The following is a 339-nucleotide window of genomic DNA, read 5'->3' as shown; positions in this document are numbered from 1 at the left end:
TGAATAAGAGCGCCTTTTCCGCAATCAACATACCTATTCCTAGTAGAGAGTATCAAGATTCTATTGCTGCCATTCTAAAAACAATCGATAAAAAAATAGAACTAAACAACAAAATAAATGCCGAGCTAGAAGCCATGGCAAAGCTTATGTACGACTATTGGTTCGTACAGTTCGACTTCCCCGACGCCATTGGCAAGCCCTATAAATCATCCGGCGGCAAGATGGTTTACAACAAAGAGCTTAAGCGCGAAATACCCGAGGGGTGGATACTCAAGGCAATAACGGAAGAGATGGATGTCCAGTATGGATATCCTTTTAGTACCAAATTATTCAATGAAC

1 protein-coding gene is annotated in these 339 nt (G+C 41.0%); it reads left to right on the top strand.

Annotation, left to right across the window (positions count from 1 at the left end; genetic code table 11):
• Positions 1-339 (top strand): restriction endonuclease subunit S (locus tag SB749_RS18970; protein WP_410711667.1); only part of this gene is annotated, 339 nt, incomplete at both ends.

Source organism: Brevibacterium sp. SIMBA_078 (genome assembly GCF_046534565.1).
Taxonomy (GTDB): Bacteria; Actinomycetota; Actinomycetes; order Actinomycetales; family Brevibacteriaceae; genus Brevibacterium.
The sequence above is the reverse complement of the archived record's forward strand: the minus strand, read 5'-3'. Positions and strand labels throughout refer to the sequence as shown.